A 21,169-nucleotide genomic window follows, 5' to 3' on the forward strand; every position below is an offset into this window, starting at 1 on the left:
CCCCCGCCGCCCCCGCCGCCGGTCGCTCAGACCCCGGTCGCTCGCCAGTTCGTCGTTTACTTCGACTGGGATCGCTCGGACCTGACCGCGGAAGCCCGCTCGGTGGTGACGCAGGCCGCCAACTACGCCAAGTCGGGTCGTCCGACGCGCGTCCTGATCGTCGGCTACACCGACACCTCGGGTTCGGCCGCCTATAACCTGGGTCTGTCCAACCGTCGTTCGCGCACCGTCGCGGACGCGCTGGTCGCCTCGGGCGTCAACGGCGGCGTCATCGCCCTCGACGGCAAGGGCGAGACCAACTTGGCCAAGCCGACCGCCGACGGTGTGCGCGAGCCGCTCAACCGCCGCGCGACCATCGACATCAACTTCTAAAGCTTTAAGGGAGCCGGTTGGGATCACCCAACCAGCAACCTGCGGAGTATGGAAGTCGTCGTTCCAAAGACATCGAGCCGTCGTCGCCTTCCCGGCGGCGGCGGCTTTGATGCTAAAAAACAGCGCTCAAAGGGCCACATTTTAAAATTCCTGAACTTCGGGCGTTTTCGATTGATCGCGAAGGATGGTCGCGACAAAAGGGCGACGATGCCCTTTGTCGACAAACTCTTCGGTTGCAACGGCCGTGCCGAAGCGGTTTCTGTTCCGTCATTGTACCGGTGGGCGTGATGGTGGACGTGCGTTCGTCTTCTCGAGCTCTGTCGGCGCGGCGTCGTCGCCGTTATCGATTAAGGGCAGACGACGTTCGGCCCAGCGTATCTCTGCGGCAGCGTACCGCTGCGCCTGCCCAGTCAACCGTCGTAGCTGCCTTCCCCGCAACACGACAAGGCGGTCGATATGGCCTGTCGGGCCGTCGTTTCCTGATCGTTTCCGCCCCATTCGGATCGTTCGGAGCCGCACTGGCCTCGGTGCTCGAATCGCGTGGGGCGGTCGTCAATCGCATGATCTTCAATGCCGGCGATGCGATGAACTGGCGCAGACCGGGTGGATTGGTCTTTAAGGATACGGCGAAATCCTGGTCCGATGGTCTGGCGTGCATCGTCGCGGATTTCAGCGACGTCATAGTCTTTGGCGAGGCCGGCGCCTACAACCGCGCCGTTCTGACGGCAGCCGACACCCTGAACGCTCGTGTCTGGGTTCTGGAAAACGGCTATTTTCGTCCTGATTGGATCACGGTCGAACGCAACGGCGTAAACGGATCAAGCGCGCTGCCACGCTTCCGCGACGGATATCCCGAACCGGCGCCGAAGCTGCTCGAACCTGTCGCAGTCGGAAAAATCCTGCCGCACCACGTCGCCAACATCAGCGCCTATCATACGGTGCAGGTCGCGGGAAAAGCATTCTTCCCAAACTATACAGCGCCCTATGTGTTCTCCCCGCTAAAACAGTGCCTGGGCCATATCCGACGCTATGTCAGTCTGGCGTTCCGGCGGCCCGAGAACTGCGATGCCGACATCATTAGGGCCAAGGGCGAGTTCTTTATCGCCTGCCTGCAACGCGAAGGCGACGCGCAACTGCTGCGTTACTCGCGATACGCTGACAATCGCGCCTTCCTGACGGCAGTCATCACCAGCTTCGCCGCCAAGGCGCCGCCTGAGGCGCGCCTGGTGGTTAAGAACCATCCGTTGGATCCGGGCCTGGTCAATCTCCGCGCCGTCACGATGCGGCTTGCTCAGGAGTATGGCTTGATGGGCCGTGTCGATTTCATCGATGGCGGCAATCTGGCGGCTTTATGTCGGACGTCGTTGGGGATGGTGGTCAACAACTCCAGCGCCGCGCTTTCCGCGCTGGGCTTCCATACGCCGGTCAAGGTTCTGGGCGACGCCTTCTTCGACTTCGAGGGTCTGACCGACCAGAAACCACTAGAAGATTTCTGGGGCGCGCCGGAGGCGCCGGACAGCGATCTGTTCACCCGCTTCCGCGCGCATGTGATCGCCCAGAGCCAGGTGAACGGCAACTATCATGAGCCGCACGCCATCGTGCCGACGGCAAACGGTATTGCGGACGTCTTCGAGCGAGCAGCAGACTAGCGCCAGCATCATCCAGTGTGGCGCCTACAACACCCTTCGCGGCTGTCATATTCCCGTTACATAACTGTCGTCCTAGCTTCTGACATCGGCCCTAGAGGGGGCTGGATTGCGACATGCCTTGAACATGTCCTCGACCATTTTCGGTCCACCAGCTGGGGATAGCTTAATGACCTTCCGCAAACTGGCGTACGGCGCTTCGGCCGTCGCCATCATGATGTCCGCCTCGACTGCGGTTTATGCTCAGGAAACCACTGGCGCCATTCGCGGGCGCGTTCTGAGCGCCGACGGTGCCGGCGTGGCTGGCGCGTCCGTTACGTTGGTTCACCAACCTACCGGCACGACTGCGACGACTGTCGCGGACGGAAATGGCTTCTACTCGGCGCGCGGCCTGCGGGTCGGTGGCCCCTACATGATCACGGCATCTTCCGCCGAAGGCTCGGGCGAAGCCCAATTGTCTGGCATCAGCGTCGGCGACCCTGCCAGCGCCGACATCGAACTGTTCGCCAATACCGTGACTGACGTGGTCGTGGTCGGCACGCGCCGTTTCGCCAATGATTTCGGCGCAGGCTCGGCTTCGAACTACGGCGCGAACACGATCGGCTCGCTGCCCTCGATCAGCCGCGATCTGAAGGACACCGCGCGCCTTGATCCGTTCGCGACGATCGACCCTTCGAACGAAGACGCCCTCTCGTTCGCCGGCACGAACACCCGTTTGAACCAACTGACCGTCGACGGCATTCGCCAGAACGACGAGTTCGGCCTGAACGGCAATGGCTATCCGACGCAACGTTCACCGATCTCGCTCGACGCCGTCGAAGCCGTTAACGTCTCCGCCGCCCCGTTCAGCGTCATCAATAACGGCTTCATCGGCGGATCGATCAACGCCGTCACGAAGTCCGGCACCAACACCTTCAGCGGTTCGGCCTTCTACGAATACAGCGACGACGCCATGCTAGGTGATCGTTACTGGGGCTACGACAACCGCACCCGCCTGAACGGCGCGCCGAACCTGGCCTATGGCTACAACAACCTGATCCCCTACGTCCGTACCTTCAAAGAGAAGACATGGGGCGCGACGTTGGGCGGTCCGATCATCAAGGACACCCTGTTCTTCTTCCTGTCATACGAGAAGTTCGAATCCGAGTTCTCGCTGGATGAAGGTCCCGTCGGATCGGGCTTCTCGACCGAAGTTCCGCGCATCACGACCGGCGCAATCGAAACCTTCCGTCAGGCCGCGCAGGCGCGTTACGGCTATGATACTGGCTCGTTCGTCAACAATGCTCCGCCCGTCAACGATGAGAAGTACCTCGCCAAGGTCGACTGGAACATCAACGAGAACCATCGCCTGGCTCTGACCTATCAGGAAACCCAGGGTACCTCGTTCAATGGTAGCACCAGCTCGGTCTTCCCGAACGGCGATTCGGTCACTCAACCGCGCGTCGGCCTGGAATCGACCCAGTATCTGAAGGACGAGCGCCTAACGACGTATAACGCCCAGCTGAACTCGCAATGGACGCCGAGCTTCTCGACCGAACTGCGCGTAGGCTACAAGGAAACCGAGACGACCCAACTGCCCACGGGCGGCCTTGGCGTTGGTCAGGTGACTGTTAACGTCGCCGACCTGCCTGGCGTTCTGGCCGGGTCGGGCACGCCGCAAATCCAGTTCGGTGCCGACAACTTCCGTCACGACAACTATCTGTACAGCGAGAATACCAACGCGGAGTTGATCGCACGCTACAATCTTGGCGCGCATGACTTCCTGGCCGGCATTCGTACGGAGAAGCGGGACTTCCTGAACGTCTTCGTCTCGCAGTCGCTCGGCACCTGGACCTTCAACAGTTACAACGACTTCGTGAACGGCAACGCTGCCAGCCTGTTCATTCGCGGAGCCGTCGATCCTGCAGGCGGCACTGTGCCCGCAAGCTTCGGAACGGCGCGTAACGGCGCCGTCGAGTTCGGTTACGACCTGAACTCAGTCTATGCCGAAGACACCTGGCAGGTCACCGATACGCTCCGCATCAGCTATGGTCTGCGCTATGACTGGTTCGCCATGGACGACGCGCCGGTGCTCAATGCGAACTTCGTATCGCGCCAAGGCTTTGAGAACACGGCGAACCTTGATGGTCAGGACCTGTTTCTGCCGCGCTTCGGCTTCAACTGGACGCCGGGCGAGTGGACTGTGTCGGGCGGCATCGGCCGCTTCTCGGCGATCGGCACCAACGTGCAGATCGGTAACCCCTTCGGCAACGATGGCGCGCGCATCACCAACTCGGTCTGCACCGGGCCGCTGACGGGCATCACTAACCTGGCCCAAGTACCGGCCGGCGCGAACTGCACCTTCACGCCGGGCAACGGGAACGTCGTGGCTCTGGATCCTAACTTTGAGACGCCCAGCGCTTGGAAGTACAACCTGACTGTGGCGCGCGATTTCCGCCTGCCCTTGATCGAAGATTTCCGTCTGCAAGCCGATCTGCTGGTCAACCAGTTCGAAAATGCCTTGTATTACAAGGATCTTCGCGCGCTTCAGACCGGAACGGCACCTGACGGTCGCCCCGTCTATGGTCGTACTACCACGGGCACGATCGGGGCCAACCAATTCGACCTGCTGCTGACCAACCTGAAGGACGGCGGCTACTCGGCGTCGGCGGCGATCACGGCGCAGAAAAGCTGGAAGGAAGGCGTATTTGAAGGCCTCGACGTTCGCGCCACCTATACCTACACGGAAGCCGAAGACGGCAACCCGATGACCAGCTCGCAGCCGGACTCCTCATTCGTTCGCTTCGCTTCGTCGGATCACAACAACCCGGCCCTGGCGACATCGGATTACGAAGTCCGCAATCGCCTTTCGGTGAACGTCAGCTGGGCTCGCGCCCTGTTCGGCGACAACGAAACCTCGGTGAACGTCTTCGCCCAGCGCCGTTCGGGCCTGCCTTACTCCTTCGTCTATCACAACAGCCGCTCGGGCAACTTCGACAACGACTTCGGCAACGCCGTGCCGCAGTCCTATTCGGGCGCGTTCGGCACCTCGAACCAGCTGTTCTATGTGCCGCAGACGGACGCCAACGGTGTCGTGACCGCGACCAGCGATCCGCGCATCACCTATACCGGCATCAATCTGACGGACTTCAACGCCTTCCTGAACAACACCGGCCTGATCAAATACGCGGGTTCGATCGCCCCGCGTAACGGCTTCCGCTCGGCGGCGGTGACCACGGTTGACCTGCGCCTGTCGCAGGAAATCCCGGTCGCGTTCGTCCCGACCGGCAAGATCAAGCTGTATATGGACGTCGAGAACTTCGGAAATCTGCTTAACGACAAGTGGGGCGTGACCGAACAGTATCCGTTCTATCGCGGCGTTGGCACGGTGGTTCTGAACTGCCAGACGGCGGGTGGAGTCGCCGCAAACTGCGGCGCTCCCGGCGCGGTCTACAACTACTCGCAACTGCAGACGCCGAACTTGGCGCAGGGCGGCACGAACAACGCCCCGCGCGACGAAGCCCGTCGTCCGCAACAAATCCTGCCAGCCTCGACCTGGCAGATCAAAGTTGGCGCCAAGATCTCCTTCTGATCTGAAGAGCTACTGAAACGACGAAGGGCGGTCCGTTCGCGGGCCGCCCTTTTCTCGTGGCTGACGTTGAAGTCGGGGGCGCTTGGGGCCATATGGCGCAGCTCCCAGTTCGGCCCTTCTTGAGGACGCCCGCATGACCGATCCGACTGCTGCCGCCATCCCCGCCGAGTGGGCGCCGCACCGCGCCATGTGGGTGGGTTGGCCCAGCCATGCGGAATATTGGTTCGAGGCGCTGGAGCAGGCGCAGGAAGAGGTCGAGGGTCTGGTGCGGGCCTTGGCCGGACCGGGTCGTGAGCAGGTCAAGCTGATGGTCGGCAAGGCCGAGGTTCTGGCCGACGCCCAGGCGCGCTTTGCGGGCGTGGCGAATGTCGAGGTCGTGCCCGGCGAGTTCGGTGACGTCTGGCTGCGCGACACCGGGCCGATCTTCGGCGCGGGATCCAGGACGGCCGCCGCGTTCAAGTTCAACGGCTGGGGCGGAAAATATGACATGCCGGGCGACGATCTGGTCGCCGGCCAGATCGGCCGACATGCGGGCGTGGACCTGACCTGGAACGACTTTGTCATGGAGGGCGGGTCGCTGGATCATGACGGGGAGGGCACCGTCCTGACCACGCGGCAATGCCTGCTGAACCCGAACCGCAATCCCGCTTGGAACCAGGATGAGGCCGTCGCGGCGGCGGCGCTGGAGAAGGCGGTCGGCGCCAAGGTGGTGGTGTGGCTGGGCGACGGTTTGCTGAACGATCACACCGACGGACACGTCGACAACCTGGCGCGGTTCGTCGCGCCGGGCGTGGTCGCCTGCCCGGTCGCCTGGGGGACGAACGACGTCAACGCTGACGTCTATGACGCGACGGCGCGCGATCTGGCCGCTGTGACCGATGGGGCGGGCCGTCGGCTGAAGGTCGTGCGCATCCCGTCGCCGGGCCTGGTGCTGGACGAGGACGAACGCCCGATCCCGGCCAGCCACATGAACTTCCTGATCGCCAACGGCGCGGTGGTCGTACCCACCTATGGGGATGCCCGTGCGGCCGACATGGCCTGTCAGGCGTTGAAGGACGCCTTCCCCGATCGTGAGATCATTCCGCTGCCGTCCAACGCCATTCTGACGGGCGGCGGCTCGTTCCACTGCATCTCCCAGCAGGAGCCCGCATGACCCGCAACATCACCGTCGCCGGCATCCAGACCTCGTACGGCGAGGACATGCAGGCGAACATCGACAAGACTATCGCCTTCGTGCGCGAGGCGGCGGGGCAGGGCGCGCAGGTGATCCTGCCGTCGGAGCTGTTCCAGGGACCGTATTTCTGCGTCTCGCAGGAAGAGCACTGGTTCGCCCACGCCTATGAATGGCGCGAACATCCGTGTGTTGTGGCCATGGCCCCGGTCGCCAAGGAGCTGGGCGTGGCCATTCCGGTCTCGATCTTCGAGAAGGACGGGCCGCAGTATTACAACTCGCTGGTCATGCTGGATGCCGACGGCGAGGCCCTGGGCGTCTATCGCAAGAGCCATATCCCCGACGGCCCCGGCTATCAGGAGAAATACTATTTCCGGCCGGGCGACACCGGCTTCAAGGTCTGGAAGACCCGCTTCGGCAAGGTCGGGGTCGGCATCTGCTGGGACCAGTGGTTCCCGGAAGCGGCGCGGGCGATGATGCTGATGGGCGCCGACGTCCTGATGTATCCGACCGCCATCGGCACGGAGCCGCATGATGCGACCCTGCATACGGCCGAGCCGTGGCGGCGGGCCATGCAGGGACACGCGGTGTCGAACGCCGTGCCGGTCGTCGGCGCCAACCGGATCGGCCATGAGCGCGTGACCGAGGTCGGCCAGACCTTCTACGGCCATTCCTTTATCGCCGATCAGCAGGGCGAACTGGTCGAGCAACTGGGCGCCGAGGAGGAGGGGGTGCTGGTGCACCGCTTCGATCTGGACGAGCTGGACAAATACCGCGCGGCCTGGGGTTTCTTCCGCGATCGCCGGACGGACCTGTATGGGGCGCTGACAGGTAAGGGCTGACCTAGCCCTGCATCGCCTCGACCGCTGCGACCAGTCGGTCGAGGTCAGAGGGCGTCGAAAGCCGGTGATCGCCGCCTTCGATCAGGTCCAGGCGCACGTCGCCGCCCGTCAGACGTTCGACCAGTTCGACCTGATGTCGCCACGGCACGACGTCGTCCGCGCGACCTTGCAGAACGTGGACCGGGGCGGCGATGTCGATCACGCCGTCCAGCAGCAGCCAGTCGCGCGCCTCCTCGAACATCCGACGCGTCAGGACATATTCGCCCAGACCCTCCTCGACGATCAGGGTTTCGCCGTCGCGCAGGATGGCCTGGCGCTCGTGGTCGGCCAGACCGGGCCACATCAGCCGTTCGGTGAAGTCCTGGGCCGGATTGACCAGAACCAGACCCTTGATCCGATCCGGCCGCGCCAGGGTCGCCAGCAGCGAGACCCAGCCGCCCATCGAGGAGCCGACCGGAATGACCGGCCCGGACAGGCTGTCGATCAGGGCGACGGCGTCCTCGCGCCAGCGACCGATGGTGGCCTGTCTCCAGTCGCCGGAGGACTGGCCGTGGGCAAAATGGTCGTAGCGGACGAAGTTCCAGCCGCGTTCGCGCGCGGCGACGTCCAGGGCCAGGGCCTTGGTCCCCTCCATGTCCGAACGAAAGCCGCCGACCCAGATCACGGTCGGGCCGCCGCCTTCGACGCGTTTGAAGGCCAGGGTTTCGCCGTCGGGGCGGCACAGGTGCTGGATGTCGGTCATGGCGCCGTTCTGCCCCGACTTTCCGCCGTCGTCACCCTTGACCGCGACGCGCGATGGCGAAACACAGACCCATGTCCGCACCCCAGGTCCTGTTCGTCACCTCCAACCGCATCGGCGACTGCGTCATCTCGTCCGGCGTGATCCGCGAGATCGCGCGTCAGGTCCCGGGGGGCGAGATCACCGTCGCGTGCGGTCGGCCGCCCGCGCCCTTCTTCCGCAATGCGCCCGGCGTGGTGCGCACCATCGTGCTCGACAAGAAGAAGCTCTCCGGCCACTGGCTCGATCTGTGGAAACAGGTCGTCGGCACGCGCTGGGACCTGGTCATCGACATCCGGGGTTCGGCGCTCAGCTATCTGATCCCCGCGAAGCGGCGCATCGTCTATAACCGCTCGTGGGAGACGGGCCTGCGCAAGGTCGAGATGGTGTCGCGCCTGATGGGGTCGCCGACGCCGCTGGATCCCGAAATCTTCCTGGACGATCAGGCGCGGGCCGAGGCCGCCGCCGTGATCGATCCGCAGCTGGCGGGCGGCGCGGGTCCCGGCCCGATAATCGCCCTGGCCCCCATCGCGCATCAGCCGGGCAAGAGCTGGCCCGCCGACCGCTGGGGCGCGCTGGTCGAGAAGCTGAAGGCCGAGCCGCGCTTCAACGGCTGGCGCTTCATGCCGGTGGGCGGGCCGGGTGACCGGCCCCCGGCGACCCCGGCTCTGGAAGCTGCTGGCCCGCGCGGCATCGATTTCGTCGGCAAGGGCGACATCCTGGCCTCGGCCGCCGCCATCGATCGGGCCGATCTGTTCGTCGGCAACGATTCGGGTCTGATGCACGTGTCGGCGGCGCTGGGACGGCCGACCCTGGGTCTGTTCGGTCCAACGGAATGGTGGCTGTATGGGCCGTGGGGGGCCAAGACGCGCACGGCGGCGTCCAACGAGACGCGCGGACAGTTCGCGCCGATCGAGGACCTGACGGTGGATCACGTCTTCGACGCGGTGCTGGCGCTGCATGACGCCTACATCGTCGAAACACCTGCGAACCCTTGAAAAATCGGGGCTCGCGGCGCATATTGCCGGCCTTGAGGGGAACGTGGCGATCGCCGCGTGCATTCGCTCATCACGACATACGCCTTCTCTGACCACATAAGGAAACGACGCCCATTCGCCGTCCCATGCAAGCGCCACCCGTGAAAGACGGGCCGCGTATGAACCAGGATATCCGCGCCCCTCGCGTTCTGCTCATCGACCAGAACGGCGAAAAACAGGGCGTCATGCCCACCTCCGCTGCTCTGGAAGCCGCCGAGGAAGCCGGGATGGACCTGGTCGAGATCGTCTCCACCTCCGAGCCGCCGGTGGCCAAGATCCTCGATTACGGCAAGCACCGTTTCCAGGAACAGAAGAAGAAGGCCGAGCAGCGCAAGCGCCAGAAGGTCGTCGAGTTGAAGGAGATCAAACTCCGTCCGAACATCGACACCCACGACTATGAGGTGAAGGCCAAGGCCATGCACCGCTTCTTCGAGGAAGGCGACAAGGTCAAGGTCACCCTGCGCTTCCGCGGTCGCGAAATGGCCCACCCCGAACTGGGCATGAAGCTGCTGAACAAGGTCCAGGCCGACTTCGACGAAGTCGCCAAGGTCGAGTTCTCGCCCAAGATGGAAGGCCGCCAGATGATCATGATCCTGGCCCCGCGCTAAAGCTTCTTCATCTTTATGAGTATGACGCCCGCGCCTTGTGGTTGCGGGCGTCATGCGTTTGAATAACAGTGTCCCCTCTGGATCGTTCGATTCGAGGATGGGGCTGCTGTGAATCTGTCAAAATCAACGCTTTGGGCTTTTGTCAGCGTGCTGGCCCTGGGTTGTGTTCCGGCCCATTCGCAGGATGTGTCCGCCGTCTCGCAGGCGTCGGCCTCTGCGCCGGTGAAACCCGCTGCGTTGGATTTGTACGGCCGGCTCCCGGCGTTTTCCAGCCCGCGGTTGTCGCCCGACGGCACGAAACTGGCGCATTTGGTGAATGTCGGAACTGGTCAGGCCCTAGTCATCATCGACCTGTCAAACCTTCAAGTGATTGGCGGGCTTCGTTCGATCGAAAACAAGGTGCGTGGCCTGTCGTGGGTGGGCAACGACTACCTGCTGATTTCCACATCCACCGCCGCCTCCTTGCCGTTCGCTGCTGGCAAGGGCGAATACACGCAGGGCCTTATCTATACGCTTGCGACGCGCTCGGTTCAGACGGTTTTTGCCCGGAATCCGGAACTGGCTCGCATCATGATCAGCGGCGCGATTATTCGCGATACGCCGACTGGCCCGGCCATCTATTCGCAAGCCTTTGATGCTCGCGATGGAACGGCTGATCTCTACCGCGTCGATCCCGCCACCAATCGCGCCACTCAGATCGCCCGGGGCCGCAATGTCGGCAACTATCTCCTAGACAGCGCCGGCGAACCGATTGCGCGCTCCACATATTACGCCGAGACCGGCACATGGAGCGTTGATGTCAAGCGAGATGGAGGATGGCCTCGCGTCTGGTCGACGACCGCCTTGCTTGATCAGCCTTCGTTGATTGGTTTTGGCGCTTCGACAAAGTCGGTCATCGTTCAGGCCAAACTCGAAGGAGACAACGAACCCAAATATCGCGAGCTTTCGCTCGAAACCGGCCAGTGGACGGATCTCGCTTTCGACACTCAACCGGACAGCCTGATCTATCATCCCGTCACGAAGCTGTTGATCGGCACCATCAGGACCAGCGACGAGGGACCTGTCTACGACATCACTGACCCTGCGGCGGCGCGGACTTGGCGCGCGGTCAGGACCGCGTTCAAGGATCGTCATCCGTCGATTCAGAGCTGGGCGGCGAACATGAGGTCGCTGATCGTCGAGACGGACGGAAACGGCGATCCCGGCATGTACAACCTCGTTGATCTGGATCGTGGCGTCGCCGAAATCGTGGGCCAATCCTATCCCGACATCGCGGCCAACCAGGTCGGAGAGATACGATCTGTCTCCTACACGGCAGCCGACGGCATGACGATTCCAGGATACCTAACCCTACCGCCGGGTGTTGGGGAGCCTCGTAATCTGCCACTGGTAGTGTTGCCGCACGGTGGCCCTGCGGCGCGCGACACCTTCGGATTCGACTGGTGGGCGCAAGCGCTTGCCGCTCAGGGCTATGTGGTGTTGCAGCCCAATTTCCGGGGATCGGACGGCTTGGGTGAAGCTCATCTGAGCGCCGGCTATGGTCAGTGGGGTCGCAAGATGCAGACCGACCTGTCAGACGGCGTACGCTGGTTGGCGTCGCAAGGCATAATCGATCCCAAGCGGGTGTGTATCGTCGGCGCCAGCTACGGGGGATACGCCGCCATGGCCGGTCCGACTCTGGACACCGGCATCTACCGATGCGCCGTAGCTGTGGCGGGCGTTTCCGACCTCAATGAGATGATCCGTTGGTCGGGGGGGGGCTCACGGGGACGCGAGAGCCCAGTTGTTCGATATTGGATGCGTTTCATGGGCGCGGAGAAGCTTGGCGATCCGGCACTCGACGCCTTGTCGCCAGCACTGATGGCTGATCGCGCCGATGCGCCGATGCTTCTGATCCACGGCCGAGATGACACGGTCGTGCCCTACGACCAGTCTGTCCGGCTTTACAATGCTCTACGCAGAGCCGGAAAGCCCGTTGAACTCGTTCCGCTCGATGACGAGGACCACTGGCTGTCGACCGCCGCCACGCGACAGCGGATGCTCGATCAAACCGTAAGGTTCTTGAAGGCGAACAATCCGGTCGACTGATCGGAGTTCGCGGCCTTCGACGACGGCGCTTCTCCGTTGGCGAGCGCCGCGCTAAGCCTGCTGCATGACCACGCCCCTGACGACGCCGCCCAAGCTCAAGACACCGGCGCTGGCCGTGCTGTTTGCGACGGTGTTCATCAATCTGGTCGGGTTTGGGCTGGTGGTGCCGTTGCTGCCGTTCTTCGCCCAGAGCCTGCAGGCCGAGGCGTGGCAGATCACGCTGATGTTCTCGGCCTATTCGCTGGGTCAGTTCTTCGCCGAGCCGTTCTGGGGGCGACTGTCGGATCGGATCGGACGAAAGCCCGTTCTGTTGATGACCTTGATCGCCAATGCGCTGGGTTATCTGATGCTGGCCTTCGTGCCCAACATCTGGCTGGCGATCGCGGTCAGGCTGTTCACCGGCCTGGGCGCGGGCAATATCTCGACGGTTCAGGGGTATGTCGCCGATGTGACCCCGCCCGAGCAGCGGGCCGGGCGGATGGGTCTGATCGGGGCGGCGTTCGGCCTGGGCTTCATCGTCGGTCCGGGCTTAGGTGGATTGCTGACGCAGCCGCAGCTGGGACGGTTGGGCTATCAGCTGCCGATCTTCCTGGCGGCGGCGCTGGCGGCGGTTGCGGCGGTCGGCGTGGTCGTCTTCCTGCGCGAAAGCCGGGCCAAGGCCGATCCCGCCGCCCCGCGTCCGGCCTTCCTGGCGGGACTGAAGGATGCACGCGACAACGCGGTGGTGTCGCGCGTGCTGGTCGTGACCCTGATCTATATGGCTGGGTTTTCGGCGATGGAGAGCGTGTTCGGCCTGTGGTCCGAGAGCCGCTATCAATGGGGCGCGCGCGAGGTGGGGCTCAGCTTCATGATCGTGGGCATCGTCTCGACGCTGAACCAGGGGTTCTTCGCCGGGCGGCTGGCGCGGCGTTTCGGCGAATCGCGCGTGCTGGCCACCGGCATGCTGCTGTTTGGCACCTCGCTGGTGTTGCAGGTGCTGGCCCCGGTCGCGTGGTTCCCTGCGACGCGGCTCGAGCTGGGCGCCCTGACGATCCCGGTCGTCCAGGGCTGGATCATTCCGATCGTGATGGCGATCGGCGCGTGCGGCATGTCGCTGGCCATGCCCAACATCTCGGCCATGATCAGCCGCGCCTCGCCGCCGGATCGGCAGGGGGCCATGCTGGGCCTGAACATGGCTTCAAGCTCGGTCGCGCGCATCTTCGGGCCGATGATCGCGGGCGCGCTGTTCTCGGGGCTGGGGCACGATTGGCCCTTCGTGATCGGGGCGCTGCTGACGATCCCGGCGGCCCTGATGGCGATCAACGCCGGACGCGTCATTCGCAGCGGCGAGGGCGGCGTCAAAGCCCCGGCCTGACTCGTCTTGCAATGGCGGCGCTCTTCACGTAGAAGCCGCGCCTTCGCGTACCGAACCGCCAGGCGAACAGGCATGCCTGGGCGGTTCTTAAACTCTGGAGAGATACCTCCCATGGGCTCAAGCAGTCCAAAGGACGGTAGCCCTCCAAAAAGGAGACTGAAATGCCGAAACTGAAGACGAAGTCGGGCGCCAAGAAGCGCTTCAAATTCACGGCCACTGGCAAGGTTAAGGCCGGCGTTGCGGGCAAGCGTCACCGCTTGATCAGCCACAACTCGAAATACATCCGCCAGAACCGCGGCACCTCGGTCATGGCCGACGCCGACGCCAAGAAGATCAAATCCTACATGCCGTACGCCTGATCGGCGCGCGCTGTACGACTGATCTCCATCCCAAAGAATTTGAAGGAATAGCGACATGGCTCGCGTTAAACGTGGCGTAACCTCGCACGCCAAGCACAAGAAGGTTCTGGAGCAGGCCAAGGGCTTCTCCGGCCGCCGCAAGAATACCATCCGTACGGCCAAGGCCGCCGTCGACCGCGCCGGGCAATACGCCTATCGCGACCGTCGCGCCAAGAAGCGCAACTTCCGCGCCCTGTGGATCCAACGCATCAACGCCGCCGCCCGTCTGGAAGGCTTCACCTACAGCCAGTTCATCAACGGCCTGAACAAGGCCGGCATCGAACTGGACCGCAAGGTTCTGGCCGCGATCGCCGCTGACGCGACCGGCTTCAAGGCTGTCGCCGACAAGGTCCGCGCCGCCCTGGCGTAAGAGCTGTGCTCAAGCCGCGAGCGACCGCGTCGCGAGCGTAGCGCACTAAGAATGACGCCCGCTCCGGTTTCCGGGGCGGGCGTTCTTCGTTTCAGGCCGCCTTGGGGACGTGCGATGCCTGGCTCTGCGCCAGCACCATGCGGATGGCGTTCAGAAGGGCGTCGGGCTGGATGGGCTTTTGCGCCACCCCGTTCATGCCTGCGGCGATATAGTCCAGCTCGTCGCGCTCGTCGGCGTTCGCCGTCAGGGCTAGGATCGGCAGGGCGCCGGCCGGGCCGCGCAGGGCGCGGATGGCCCGCGTCGCGGCGACCCCGTCCATCACCGGCATCTTGATGTCCATCAGGGCCAGGTCGAACCGGCGCGCGCTGACGGCATCCAGCGCCTCGCGCCCATTCTCGGCCATCTCGCAGGTGCAGCCGAACATCTCCAGCAGCTTGCCGGCGACGAAGCGGTTGGTGGCGTTGTCGTCCACCACCAGCACATGCAGGGTCTCGTGCGGGGTCGGCTCAGCCATGGCGGGGGCTGGCGCCGCGCTCTCGGTCGCGACGCGCAGCGGCAGGCGCACCTGAAAGCGCGCGCCGCCCTGGGGCGAGGCGCCCAGCGAGATCGCGCCGCCCATCCGTTCGGCGATCTGTCGGCAGATGGCCAGGCCCAGGCCCGCGCCCGCCCCCTCGCGTCCGGCCTTTCCGGTGTTGAAAGGATCAAAGATGGTCGCGGCCGCCGCCTCGGGCACGCCGGGGCCGCTGTCGTCCACGGTGAAGATGACCTCGCCGTCCGACCGACTCTCGATCAGGGCGACGACCTCGCCCGTCAGGGTGAACTTCAGCGCATTGCCGATCAGGTTGTTCAGCAGCTGCTTCAGCCGCATCCCGTCGGCCTGAACGCAAGTAACGGTCAGGTCGGTGCGGATGGTCAGACCGAGCGACTTCTCCTCGGCCCGCGCGCGCCACAGGGCGTCAATGTCGAAGGCGACGGCCCCCAGGTCCAGCGGCTCCTCCTCCAGCGTCAGCATGCCGGCCGAGGCACGTGACATGTCCAGCGCGTCGGTCAGCAGCCGCAGCAGGCTCTGGCCCGAATCGATCACGGTGCGGACGTAGGGGCGCAGTTCTTCCTGCTCCAGCTTCTTGTCCATCAGGGCCGCGACGCCCAGCACCCCGTTCAGGGGCGTGCGGATCTCGTGGCTCATCACCGCGAGGAACTCGGACTTGGCCCGGCTGGAGGCGACGGCCTCGGCCTCGGCCAGCGCCAGGTCGCGGGCCAGGGCGCTCATCTCCTCGGCCCGCTGGCGGTGCAGGGCCGCGCCCGCCTGAACCACCTGCAGCGCCGTGCCGACGCCAACGTAGCGGCCGTCCGCCACCACGATGAAGCCCGTCAGCAAGGCGCCCAGTTCCGCCGCGTCGTAGGCGTGGAAGAAGGCCTCGGCGCTGGTCGCCGCCTCCGCCACCGGCGCATTGCGGTCCATCAGGCTTTCGGCGGGCTTTCGGGCATACAGGGCGCGTCCGAACTCGGCCGCCATCCTCAGGGTGAAGGCGTTGCGTTCGATGATGCCGAGGGGGCGGCCATCGTCATCGACGACAGCCAGGGCCAGGGTGTTCGGCTCGGTCTGGAACCGTTCGAACACATCCGCGCCCGGCGTGGACGGGGCCACAGGCGCGATCAAGTCGACGAAATCACCGATCAGCGGCATCAAGGTCCTCGCAAGTCCGGAGGCCTGATTAGACGCTGATATTTAACGCCAGCTTTGCCGTTCATGAACCTTTCGCGGCGGGTTTTCGACAGTCGATCCGTAGGCGGATGGAAAGTCCGGACTACGCGCGATATTCCCTCGCGCACGCGACTTCGATAGCCTCGCCGCATGATGCGCACCCTGATCTGCGGCCTGGTTGCCGCCCTCGTTCTTGTCACTCCCGCCGCCGCGCAGGACCGACGCGTCGCCGTGACCTTCGACGACCTGCCGTTTCAGACGGATGCGGCGACCCTGTGCGATCCGGCGCGCCTGATGACGATCACCCAGGATTTCGTCGCCATGCTGAAGCCGCTGGATACGCACGGCACAGCCTTCGTCAACGCGGGCAAGGTGTGCGAGGCCGAGCGCGCAACGATCCTGCCGCGCGTGCTGAACGTCTGGCTGGACGCTGGTCTGGACCTGGGCAACCACACCAACACCCATCTGAACATCCACTCGACGACGGTTGAGGCCTATCTGGCCGACGTGGACGCCGGGGCGCCGATCGTTCGGCAGGCGCTTGAGGCGCGCGGCAAGACCCTGCGTTGGTTCCGCCACCCCTATCTGTTCACCGGCGAGACGCAGGAAAAGCACGACGCCATCGCCGCCGGCCTGGCCCAGCGCGGCTATACGGTCGCGCCTGTGACCCTCGATAACAACGACTGGATGTTCGCCGACGTCTATCGCAAGGCTGAGCAGATCGGCGACCAGGCGCTGATGCAGCGCATCGGTCAGGCCTATGTGGCGCATATGGCGACGGTGCTGGACTTCTTCGAACCCTACAGCGCCGATGTGGCGGGCGGGCGTGAACCGGCGCAGGTGCTGCTGCTGCACGCAAACACCCTGAACCAGGCCTGGTATCCGCAGATCCACGCCCTGTATCTGGCGCGCGGCTATCGCTTCGTGCCGCTGGCAGAGGCGCTTGCCGATCCGATCTATCAGCACCCTGACACCTATGTCCGCGCCAACGGAATCTCGTGGCTGCACCGTTGGATGCAGACCGACGGCCGGCCAATACGCTGGGAGCCGGAACCGCCCGCCTGGATCGTTGCGGCCAACAAGGCGCCGGCGTCGGACCTTCAGGCCATCGCATCGGCCCCTTGAAGGGTGACGAAACGGCTTCCACCCGTCAGGCCTGATCGGCTGAGGGGAAATCGCTTCGCGATTTCGCTGATGCCGTGAATCAGGCCTTTATTTTCCCCGTGAGCATGATTCACGCTCCTGTCGGAACCGCGAAGCGGTTCCGTCCGAACCGATCATGCTCTAAGGCACGGGGCAAATGACCGATCTCGCCACACTCGAACTCGACCTGATCAACGCCATCGGCGGCGCGGAAACCGTCGCCGCCCTGGAAGAGGTGCGCGTCGCCGCCCTGGGCAAGTCCGGCTCCGTCTCCGGCTTGCTGAAGGGGATGGGGGCGATGAGCCCCGATGAACGCCGCGAACAGGGGCCGATGATCAACGGCCTGCGCGACCGCGTCGCCGCCGCCATCGCCGCGAAGAAGACCGCGCTGGAAGCTGCCGAACTGGACGCGCGTCTGCTGTCGGAACGCATCGACCTGACCCTGCCGGCGCGTCCGCGCAGGAAGGGCGGGGTCCACCCGACCATGCAGGTGATGGACGAGATGATCGCCCTGTTCGCCGAGATGGGCTTCGCCGTGGCCGAAGGTCCGGACATCGAAGACGACTTCCACAACTTCACCGCCCTGAACTTCCCGCCCAAACATCCGGCGCGGGAAATGCACGACACTTTCTTCCTGAAGCCGGACCCCGAGACGGGCGAACGCAAGGTGCTGAGGACCCACACCAGCCCGGTGCAGGTCCGCACCATGATATCGCAAAAGCCGCCGATCCGCATCGTCGCGCCGGGCCGCACCTTCCGCAAGGATTGGGACGCCACCCACACGCCGATGTTCCATCAGATCGAAGGCCTGGTGATCGATCGTGACATCCACATGGGCCATCTGAAGACGACGCTTCAGACCTTCATCGCCCGCTTCTTCGAACTGGACGCGATCCAGGCGCGGTTCCGTCCGCACCACTTCCCCTTCACCGAGCCCTCGGCCGAGATGGACATCCGCTGCGACCGTTCGGGCGGAAAACTCGTGTTCAACACCGGCGACGACTGGCTGGAAATCCTGGGCTGCGGAATGGTGCATCCCAATGTGCTCAGGAACTGCGGCATCGACCCGGACGAATATCAGGGCTTCGCCTTCGGCATGGGCGCGGATCGGCTGGCCATGCTGAAATACGGCGTGCCCGACCTGCGCCCCATGTTCGACGCCGACACCCGCTGGCTGTCCCACTACGGCTTTTCGTCCTTCGCCGCCCCTAACCCGGCCTCGGGCCTGAGCTGATCCATGACCACAGTAAACCTGCCTTTCCCGCCCGAATTCGCCCGTCAGCAAGTGTTCGAGGATATCCAAATCCCTTTGGCGGTCTTTTTCCGTCAGTTGGCGATGAGCAATGTTTCCATCGTTGAAGGCCGCGCGTTTCGTCGATGCAAGATCGAGGGGCCGGCTGTGATGCTTGTCCTGGATGGCGTGGCGTTTGACGGCTGTAACATGGGGTTCGACGGCGGCGATGTTCGCAATCTGCTGCTTCGTCCGATGGGCAAGAAGGTGATCGGATCCGTGCCGTTCGCCATGTGTCTGTTCGAAAACTGTTCATTTAACGCCGTCGGCTTCACGGGTGAAGACAGACATCTCGAAGCGTTCCAGTCGGCTTTGAGCGGCGTCCAGCAATGAAGTTCACTCTGTCCTGGCTGAAGGACCACCTCGAGACCGAGGCCGATGTCCATCAGATCGCCGAGGCCATGACCATGGCCGGGCTTGAGGTCGAGGAGGTGCTCGATCCCGCCGCCAAACTGGCGCCCTTCACCGTGGCCAAGATCGTTTCGGCGGAGCGTCACCCGAACGCCGACCGGTTGCAGGTCTGTCAGGTCGAGACGGTCGACGGGATGAAGGAGATCGTCTGCGGCGCGCCGAACGCGCGCGCGGGCCTGACTACCATCTACGCCCCCATCGGCGCCTACGTGCCAGGTTTGGGCGTGACCCTGGTCGAGAAGCCGGTGCGCGGCGTGGTGTCGAACGGCATGCTGTGCTCGGCCTCTGAGCTCGAGCTGTCGGACGAGAGCGACGGCATTCAAGAACTGCCGCCGGAAATCCCCGTCGGCACGCCAGTCGCCGGCCTGTTCGGCGCAGAGCCGGTCATCGATTTCGAGGTCACGCCGAACCGGCCCGACTGGCTGGGTGTCGCCGGCATCGCCCGCGATCTGGCCGCCGCCAGCGTCGGCAAGCTGAAGCATTTCGACATCGCCGTGGTGCGCGGGGCCTTCCCGTCGCCGATCAACGTGCGGCTGGAGGCTCCAGAGATGTGCCCGGTCTTCGCCGGTCGCGTCATTCGCGGCGTCAAGAACGGCCCGTCGCCGGCCTGGCTGCAAAAGCGTCTGACGGCCATCGGCCTGCGCTCGATCAACCGTCTGGTCGATGTGACCAATCTGATCGCCTATGACCGCGCTCGCCCGCTGCATGTCTATGACGTGGCCAAGCTGTCGGGGACCGAAATCGTGGTGCGGGCGGGGCAGGTTTCGGCCGCGACCGGCGAGCACGAACATCTGATCGCCCTGGACGGCAAGACCTACGCCGCGTCCGCAGCCGACTGCGTCATCGCCGACGCCGGGGGCGAGCGCCCCATCGGCCTGGGCGGCGTCATGGGCGGCGAGAGCACCGGCTGCGACGAGACCACCACCGACGTCTTCCTGGAAAGCGCTTGGTTCGACCCGCTTGTGATCGCCCAGACCGGCCGTGCGCTGGGCATCCATTCCGACGCCCAGTACCGGTTCGCGCGCGGCGTCGATCCGGTCTCGGTCACGCCGGGGCTGGAACTGGCGACGCGCCTGATCCTGGACCTGTGCGGCGGCGAGCCGTCCGAGATCGTCTTCGTCGGCGAGCCTCCGGCCAGCCCCGCGCCCTTCGCCTTCGACCCCGCCTATGTGAAGCGTCTCAGCGGCATGGATCTGGCCGGCGACCGGATCGGGACCATCCTGGGCCAGCTCGGTTTCCTGGTTCAGGCCGCGCCCGCCGGTCAGGCCGAGGCCTGGCTCGTCACCCCGCCCTCGTGGCGGCGCGACGTCGAAGGCCCGGCCGATCTGGTGGAAGAGGTTGCGCGCATCGAGGGCTTCGACAGCCTGCCCGACACGCCTCTGCCCGAGGTCGCTCGCCCCGCCGGCGGCGTACTGAGCCCGCGCCAGGCCCGCGTCCGCACCGCGCGTCGCGCCCTGGCGGCCCTCGGTTACGCCGAGGCCGTCACCTGGTCCTTCACCAAACAATCGACCGCGGCGCTGTTCGGCGGCGGCGACGACAGGTTGGTGCTAGAGAACCCCATCGCGGCCGATCTGGACTGCATGCGGCCCTCCGCCCTGCCGAATCTGGTCCAGGCGGCGGCGCGGAACGCCGCGCGCGGTTTCGCCGACGCCGCCCTGTTCGAGATCGGCCCCATCTATCTGGGCGACGGTCCGGCGGATCAGCGCACGGTCATCGCCGGTCTGGTCGCCCCGCACGCCGCCCGTCACTGGGCCGGCGCCGGTGAGGACGCTCTGTTCGCGCTCAAGGGCGACCTGACCACTTTGCTGGAAGAGATCGGCGCCCCGGTCGCCTCGCTGCAATTGGTCCAGGGTCAGAACCGCGACTGGTGGCACCCCGGCCGCTCGGCCCGGCTGCAACTGGGGCCCAAGAATGTGATGGTCGAGTTCGGCGAACTGCATCCGCGCGTCCTGAAGGCGCTGGACGCCGACGGCCCCATGCTGGCCTTCGAGGTCGTGCTGGACAATGTGCCCGAGCCGCGTGGGAAGTCGGGCAAGGCTCGCGGATCGGCCGATCTGTCGGCCCTCATGCCGCTGACGCGCGACTTCGCCTTCGTGGTCGAGGACGCCAAACCGGTCGGCGATCTGGTCCGGGCCGCAACGGGCGCCGACAAGGCCCTGATCGCCGACGTGCGCGTCTTCGACGTCTATCGCGGCAAGGGCGTGGACGACGGTTTCAAGTCCGTCGCCCTGGAGGTCGTGATCCAACCGCGCGAGGCCACGCTGACCGAAGCCGAGATCGAGGCCCTGACCGCCAAGGTCGTCGGAGCGGTCGAAAAGCAGGGCGGCAGGCTGCGGGCTTGAGGGGCGCAGCGCCGTCTTTCGGGCGGCGCGGGGGACATAGGC

The 21,169-nt window shown here is 64.8% G+C and carries 18 protein-coding genes; 16 read left to right on the top strand and 2 right to left on the bottom strand.

The features are described 5' to 3' along the window. The 6 genes from GGC30_RS14775 to aguB form a co-directional block, all read left to right on the top strand. Positions 1 to 372, top strand: a 372-nt coding sequence (locus GGC30_RS14775) for an OmpA family protein (RefSeq protein ID WP_153925716.1), incomplete at its 5' end; no start/stop codon positions are given. Positions 373 to 420: 48 nt separating this feature from the next. Then, the gene (locus GGC30_RS14780; protein WP_153925718.1) at positions 421 to 660 is read left to right on the top strand and encodes a hypothetical protein; all 240 of its coding nucleotides are present in this window, start codon (positions 421 to 423) and stop codon (positions 658 to 660) included. Positions 661 to 932: 272 nt separating this feature from the next. Continuing rightward, positions 933 to 2,021 carry a capsular biosynthesis protein gene (locus GGC30_RS14785; protein WP_153925749.1) on the top strand — a complete coding sequence of 363 codons (1,089 nt, stop codon included), beginning with the start codon at positions 933 to 935 and terminating at the stop codon, positions 2,019 to 2,021. Between the two features lie 166 nt (positions 2,022 to 2,187). Further along, the gene (locus GGC30_RS14790; protein WP_194943611.1) at positions 2,188 to 5,589 is read left to right on the top strand and encodes a carboxypeptidase regulatory-like domain-containing protein; all 3,402 of its coding nucleotides are present in this window, start codon (positions 2,188 to 2,190) and stop codon (positions 5,587 to 5,589) included. A 133-nt stretch (positions 5,590 to 5,722) separates the two neighbouring features. Then, positions 5,723 to 6,742 (top strand): agmatine deiminase family protein, encoded by a 1,020-nt coding sequence (locus tag GGC30_RS14795; RefSeq protein ID WP_153925720.1) that lies wholly within the window; start codon positions 5,723 to 5,725, stop codon positions 6,740 to 6,742. Beyond that, positions 6,739 to 7,602 (top strand): N-carbamoylputrescine amidase, encoded by an 864-nt coding sequence (gene aguB, locus GGC30_RS14800; protein WP_153925721.1) that lies wholly within the window; start codon positions 6,739 to 6,741, stop codon positions 7,600 to 7,602. Before GGC30_RS14795 ends, aguB begins: the two co-directional genes overlap by 4 nt. 1 nt (position 7,603) lies before the next feature. Here the strand turns inward: aguB and GGC30_RS14805 are convergent, their stop codons facing one another. Then, positions 7,604 to 8,344, bottom strand: a complete 741-nt coding sequence (locus GGC30_RS14805) for an alpha/beta fold hydrolase (RefSeq protein ID WP_153925722.1) — start codon at positions 8,342 to 8,344, stop codon at positions 7,604 to 7,606. A gap of 71 nt (positions 8,345 to 8,415) precedes the next feature. Here GGC30_RS14805 and GGC30_RS14810 point away from each other — a divergent pair, with 71 nt between their 5' ends. From GGC30_RS14810 to rplT, 6 genes are all read left to right on the top strand, one after another. Next, positions 8,416 to 9,378 carry a glycosyltransferase family 9 protein gene (locus GGC30_RS14810; RefSeq protein ID WP_153925724.1) on the top strand — a complete coding sequence of 321 codons (963 nt, stop codon included), beginning with the start codon at positions 8,416 to 8,418 and terminating at the stop codon, positions 9,376 to 9,378. A 125-nt stretch (positions 9,379 to 9,503) separates the two neighbouring features. Beyond that, the gene (gene infC, locus GGC30_RS14815) at positions 9,504 to 10,025 is read left to right on the top strand and encodes a translation initiation factor IF-3 (protein ID WP_055752751.1); all 522 of its coding nucleotides are present in this window, start codon (positions 9,504 to 9,506) and stop codon (positions 10,023 to 10,025) included. Positions 10,026 to 10,133: 108 nt separating this feature from the next. Then, positions 10,134 to 12,113, top strand: a complete 1,980-nt coding sequence (locus GGC30_RS14820; protein ID WP_153925726.1) for a S9 family peptidase — start codon at positions 10,134 to 10,136, stop codon at positions 12,111 to 12,113. A gap of 64 nt (positions 12,114 to 12,177) precedes the next feature. Beyond that, positions 12,178 to 13,467, top strand: coding sequence for an MFS transporter (locus GGC30_RS14825; protein ID WP_153925728.1), 1,290 nt, complete (start codon positions 12,178 to 12,180; stop codon positions 13,465 to 13,467). Between the two features lie 161 nt (positions 13,468 to 13,628). Then, positions 13,629 to 13,826, top strand: a complete 198-nt coding sequence (rpmI, locus tag GGC30_RS14830) for a 50S ribosomal protein L35 (protein WP_003166435.1) — start codon at positions 13,629 to 13,631, stop codon at positions 13,824 to 13,826. Between the two features lie 55 nt (positions 13,827 to 13,881). After that, a complete protein-coding gene (gene rplT, locus GGC30_RS14835) occupies positions 13,882 to 14,235 on the top strand; it encodes a 50S ribosomal protein L20 (protein WP_017506327.1) in 354 nt (117 codons plus the stop codon). Between the two features lie 91 nt (positions 14,236 to 14,326). On the opposite strand, the gene GGC30_RS14840 is transcribed toward rplT, so the two are convergent. Beyond that, on the bottom strand, positions 14,327 to 15,922 hold the full coding sequence (locus GGC30_RS14840; protein WP_153925730.1) for an ATP-binding protein: 1,596 nt from the start codon (positions 15,920 to 15,922) through the stop codon (positions 14,327 to 14,329). Between the two features lie 168 nt (positions 15,923 to 16,090). Between GGC30_RS14840 and GGC30_RS14845 the strand changes: the two genes are divergently transcribed. From GGC30_RS14845 to pheT, 4 genes are all read left to right on the top strand, one after another. Beyond that, the gene (locus tag GGC30_RS14845; RefSeq protein WP_153925732.1) at positions 16,091 to 17,065 is read left to right on the top strand and encodes a polysaccharide deacetylase family protein; all 975 of its coding nucleotides are present in this window, start codon (positions 16,091 to 16,093) and stop codon (positions 17,063 to 17,065) included. A gap of 175 nt (positions 17,066 to 17,240) precedes the next feature. After that, a complete protein-coding gene (pheS, locus tag GGC30_RS14850; RefSeq protein WP_153925734.1) occupies positions 17,241 to 18,317 on the top strand; it encodes a phenylalanine--tRNA ligase subunit alpha in 1,077 nt (358 codons plus the stop codon). Positions 18,318 to 18,320: 3 nt separating this feature from the next. Continuing rightward, a complete protein-coding gene (locus GGC30_RS14855; RefSeq protein WP_112863480.1) occupies positions 18,321 to 18,707 on the top strand; it encodes a hypothetical protein in 387 nt (128 codons plus the stop codon). Continuing rightward, the gene (gene pheT, locus GGC30_RS14860; RefSeq protein ID WP_153925736.1) at positions 18,704 to 21,127 is read left to right on the top strand and encodes a phenylalanine--tRNA ligase subunit beta; all 2,424 of its coding nucleotides are present in this window, start codon (positions 18,704 to 18,706) and stop codon (positions 21,125 to 21,127) included. Before GGC30_RS14855 ends, pheT begins: the two co-directional genes overlap by 4 nt. The last annotated feature ends 42 nt before the right edge of the window (positions 21,128 to 21,169 follow it).

It is taken from the genome of Brevundimonas sp. SPF441, from assembly GCF_009661015.1.
GTDB classification, from domain to species: domain Bacteria; phylum Pseudomonadota; class Alphaproteobacteria; order Caulobacterales; family Caulobacteraceae; genus Brevundimonas; species Brevundimonas vesicularis.

What these genes read in the sequence shown, in the direction of transcription:
- GGC30_RS14780 (WP_153925718.1), top strand. Translation starts at nt 421, where the DNA reads ATGGAAGTCGTCGTTCCAAAGACATCGAGCCGTCGTCGCCTTCCCGGC.
- GGC30_RS14785 (WP_153925749.1), top strand. Translation starts at nt 933, where the DNA reads ATGATCTTCAATGCCGGCGATGCGATGAACTGGCGCAGACCGGGTGGA.
- GGC30_RS14790 (WP_194943611.1), top strand. Translation starts at nt 2,188, where the DNA reads ATGACCTTCCGCAAACTGGCGTACGGCGCTTCGGCCGTCGCCATCATG.
- GGC30_RS14795 (WP_153925720.1), top strand. Translation starts at nt 5,723, where the DNA reads ATGACCGATCCGACTGCTGCCGCCATCCCCGCCGAGTGGGCGCCGCAC.
- aguB (WP_153925721.1), top strand. Translation starts at nt 6,739, where the DNA reads ATGACCCGCAACATCACCGTCGCCGGCATCCAGACCTCGTACGGCGAG.
- GGC30_RS14805 (WP_153925722.1), bottom strand. Translation starts at nt 8,344, where the DNA reads ATGACCGACATCCAGCACCTGTGCCGCCCCGACGGCGAAACCCTGGCC.
- GGC30_RS14810 (WP_153925724.1), top strand. Translation starts at nt 8,416, where the DNA reads ATGTCCGCACCCCAGGTCCTGTTCGTCACCTCCAACCGCATCGGCGAC.
- infC (WP_055752751.1), top strand. Translation starts at nt 9,504, where the DNA reads ATGCAAGCGCCACCCGTGAAAGACGGGCCGCGTATGAACCAGGATATC.
- GGC30_RS14825 (WP_153925728.1), top strand. Translation starts at nt 12,178, where the DNA reads ATGACCACGCCCCTGACGACGCCGCCCAAGCTCAAGACACCGGCGCTG.
- rpmI (WP_003166435.1), top strand. Translation starts at nt 13,629, where the DNA reads ATGCCGAAACTGAAGACGAAGTCGGGCGCCAAGAAGCGCTTCAAATTC.
- rplT (WP_017506327.1), top strand. Translation starts at nt 13,882, where the DNA reads ATGGCTCGCGTTAAACGTGGCGTAACCTCGCACGCCAAGCACAAGAAG.
- GGC30_RS14840 (WP_153925730.1), bottom strand. Translation starts at nt 15,922, where the DNA reads ATGCCGCTGATCGGTGATTTCGTCGACTTGATCGCGCCTGTGGCCCCG.
- GGC30_RS14845 (WP_153925732.1), top strand. Translation starts at nt 16,091, where the DNA reads ATGATGCGCACCCTGATCTGCGGCCTGGTTGCCGCCCTCGTTCTTGTC.
- pheS (WP_153925734.1), top strand. Translation starts at nt 17,241, where the DNA reads ATGACCGATCTCGCCACACTCGAACTCGACCTGATCAACGCCATCGGC.
- GGC30_RS14855 (WP_112863480.1), top strand. Translation starts at nt 18,321, where the DNA reads ATGACCACAGTAAACCTGCCTTTCCCGCCCGAATTCGCCCGTCAGCAA.
- pheT (WP_153925736.1), top strand. Translation starts at nt 18,704, where the DNA reads ATGAAGTTCACTCTGTCCTGGCTGAAGGACCACCTCGAGACCGAGGCC.